The 3,139-nt window shown below is 60.9% G+C and carries 3 protein-coding genes; 2 read left to right on the top strand and 1 reads right to left on the bottom strand.

Annotated features, from left to right (window positions below):
- Positions 1-45: 45 nt before the first annotated feature.
- Positions 46-1,029: a glycosyltransferase family 2 protein gene (locus NW827_RS00275; RefSeq protein WP_414361837.1), complete on the top strand. Its 984-nt coding sequence runs from the start codon at positions 46-48 to the stop codon at positions 1,027-1,029.
- Here NW827_RS00275 and NW827_RS00270 read toward each other — a convergent pair.
- On the bottom strand, positions 984-1,826 hold the full coding sequence (locus NW827_RS00270; RefSeq protein ID WP_414404477.1) for an inositol monophosphatase family protein: 843 nt from the start codon (positions 1,824-1,826) through the stop codon (positions 984-986). The genes NW827_RS00275 and NW827_RS00270 overlap by 46 nt on opposite strands.
- A 90-nt stretch (positions 1,827-1,916) precedes the next feature.
- Between NW827_RS00270 and NW827_RS00265 the strand changes: the two genes are divergently transcribed.
- Positions 1,917-3,139 (top strand): protein kinase domain-containing protein (locus NW827_RS00265; protein ID WP_414503196.1); only part of this gene is annotated, 1,223 nt, incomplete at its 3' end.

Genomic DNA, 3,139 nt, shown 5'->3' with positions numbered 1-3,139 from the left:
AAGCCTCTAAAACGCTACCATTGGCTGCAGCGCTAGGGATCCTCGGTGTACATCAGCGTCATCATTCCCACCTACAACCGCCTTCCCATCCTGCAGCAGTGTTTGCGGGCCTTGGCCCAACAGCAGCCTGGCCCCTACGACGGCTACGAGGTGGTGGTAGTGGATGACGGCTCCACCGATGGAACGGTGGAATGGCTGCGGAGCCAGCCCCCGGGCTTGCCGCCGCTGAAACTCTTGTGCCAAGAGCACCGTGGCCCTGCCGCCGCTCGCAACCTGGGGTTTCGCCATGCCCAGGGATCTATCATTGTCTTTATCGACAGTGACCTTGTGGTGGTGGATCACTTCCTGGCCGCCCATGCCCGGATGCTGCGGCAGCACGGCGTAACGGGCGATCCCAAGGCCCCGCAGGAGGCCAAAGTCTTTACCTACGGGCGGGTAATTAACACCTGCAACTTCCAGGATCCTCGCTCCGAGCCTTTCAAGCCCACTGACTTTTCCGCCGCTTTTTTTGCCACCGGCAATGTGGCTATCGCCCGCCACTGGCTGGAGCAGGCTTGTGAAACCCCCGCCGGCCCCTTTGACGAGCGGTTCCACCTCTACGGCTGGGAAGACCTGGAGCTGGGGGTACGGCTCAAGCGCCTGGGCTTGCGCTTGGTCAGGTGCCCCCAGGCCACCGGCTACCACTGGCACCCCCCCTTTGAGCTGCAGCAACTCCCGGCCCTCATTGAGCGGGAACGACAGCGGGGCCGCATGGGGATCCTTTTCTACCAAAAGCACCCCACCTGGGCGGTGCGGTTCATGATCCAGCTAACACCCCTGCACCAAATCCTCTGGGGCTTGCTGTCGCTAGGGGGCTGGTTGAACGAAAAGCGACTAGAACCCCTGCTGCGCTGGCTAATCCAGCGGGGGCGTTCTCAACTGGCCCTGGAGCTGTGTCGGGTTTTCTTCCTCAACTGGTACAACGTGCAAGCAGTTTATGCGGCCTACAGGCAGATAAAGCTGCGAAACAGCGGCACCCACTTTGCCTGAGCTACCAAGAGCGTCGGATAGGCCAGCTGGCCATAGTCCTTGCCCCCCCTCAAAGGCTGGCCGGGATCTGGGTCAGTAGGGCCAAGAGGCTCCCACACTGCGCCCGCCCCTTTGGCAATAGCCCACACTGCCGCCACATCCCAGATCTTCGGCGATCGCTCCACCGCCCCCAGAAGGCTGCCGCTAGCCACCGAGAGCAAGTTGTAGGCAGTACCCCCTAGCATGCGCGCCTTGCAGGGAAATTGCGGGCTAATCCAATGGCCGCTGCGGGAGCAAAAATTAAACAGTTGGTTGGGGCCGGGTGGAGCAAGGCTGGGGCGGATGGGTTGAGGACAAGCAGGATCCCGGTCGTGGCGGGCTAGGAAAGCCCCGGCTGGGGCATCCCCGGGAAACTGGGGCCAGTAGCCGTAAAAAGTCTGACGGATAGGCGGCAAATGGACACAGCCAAACACGGGCAGGCCCCAGTGCAACAACGCCAGCGAGCTACCCCAGATGGGGATCCCGTGGGCAAAATTGGTGGTGCCATCTAGGGGATCCACCACCCAGCACCACTCTTTCTCGGGGAAGATGTGGTTTGACTCCTCGCTCAAGTAGCCGTGATCTGGGTAGGCGGCGGCAATTGCCTCCTGAAAGGTTTGATCAGCCCAGTGGTCGGAAGCGGTCACTAAGCTGCCGTCTGCCTTTTCCCTGGAGCACACCTGGCCAAAGTCGGCCAAGAGCTGAGTTCCCACCCGTGCGGTTAGCTGGAGGGCAAACTCAGTTACCTCGCGCCAAAAGGGGGAGAAAGAAGGATCCATGCTCCAATCCTAGCGCCAGCCTAAGTCCAAGACCAGCGCCCAGCCGACTAGAATCGCTGATGAGTCGGCTGCAGCTGGCCTTCCTCCTCCATGAACCAGCAACTGATTGGACAACTCATCGGCAACCGCTACCGGCTACTCCGACACCTCAGCGAAGGGGGGTATGGCCATGTGTTCGAGGCAGTGGATACCCAGCTTGGCAACGAAGTGGTGGCTGTCAAGTTGCTGCGCCCGCCACCGCCGGGCATGGCGCCGGAGTACTACCAACACCTGCAGCAGCGCTTCCTGGCCGAGGCGAGGGTAAGCGCTCTCTTGGGGGAGCACCCCAACATTGTGCAGGTGCGCTCCTACGGCCTGTACCAAAACCAGCCCTACCTGGTGATGGAGTACCTCAACGCCAAACCCTACACTGGCCAGGGCTTGGACCAGGTGCTGGCGCAAGAGGGCCCTTTACCTCCTGAGCGAGTGGTGAACTTGGCTTTGCAAATTTGTTCAGCCTTGCACCATGCCCACAACTTCTACATGGATCTGGGCAAACACTCAATCTGCGGCGTGATCCACCGTGACATCAAGCCTAGCAACATCTTCGTGCAAAAAGGGCCCGATGGCAAAGAGCGGGTCAAGCTCCTGGACTTTGGCATTTCCAAGCTCCTGGGGGAGTCCTCCCGCGGCCTAACCCAAACAGGGTATTTTCTGGGCACGATGGCCTATGCTTCCCCAGAGCAAATGCGAGGGGAAAAACTGGATGCTCGCTCCGACATCTACTCCTTGGGGGTGGTGCTGTACGAGTTACTCACTGGCAAGCTTCCCTTCGAGCCTGCTACCGATACCTTGCAGGGCTGGTACCACGTCCACAACTTTCAACCGCCCCGTCCCCTTCGCGACCACCCGCTACCCTACCCTCTCCCCGAGGCGCTGGAAAAGGTGGTGCTCCGCTGCTTGGAGAAAGACCCTGCCCTTCGCCCGGCCACCGTGGAAGAGCTGGCCCAAGAGCTCCAGGCCGTCTACGGGAACAAGAGCCCGTCTCCCCAACAGGCTACTTCTAGCCTAGAGGCGGAGGAGGAAAAGCTGCGGCAAGCCGTGCGTTGGATTGAGGCAGGCGAGTACAAGAAGGCTGTCCACCTTCTCAACGACCTCATCCAGGGGGCTCCCAACGAAGCCCGCTACTATCTCTACCGCGGCCTGGCTCACCAGCGGCAGGGCCATTGGGGTCTTGCCCAGATGGACTATCAGGGGGTGCTGCGGCTGGAACCGGGCAATCCTGCGGCAGAACAGGGGCTACGCGAGGTCGAGCAACAGCTTGCTCAGGAACA

It is taken from the genome of Synechococcus sp. H70.1 (assembly GCF_047502705.1).
Lineage (GTDB): Bacteria > Cyanobacteriota > Cyanobacteriia > Thermostichales > Thermostichaceae > Thermostichus.
The sequence above is the reverse complement of the archived record's forward strand: the minus strand, read 5'-3'. Positions and strand labels throughout refer to the sequence as shown.

Coding starts and splice junctions, on each gene's coding strand:
- NW827_RS00270 (WP_414404477.1), bottom strand. CDS start 1,826: ATGGATCCTTCTTTCTCCCCCTTTTGGCGCGAGGTAACTGAGTTTGCC.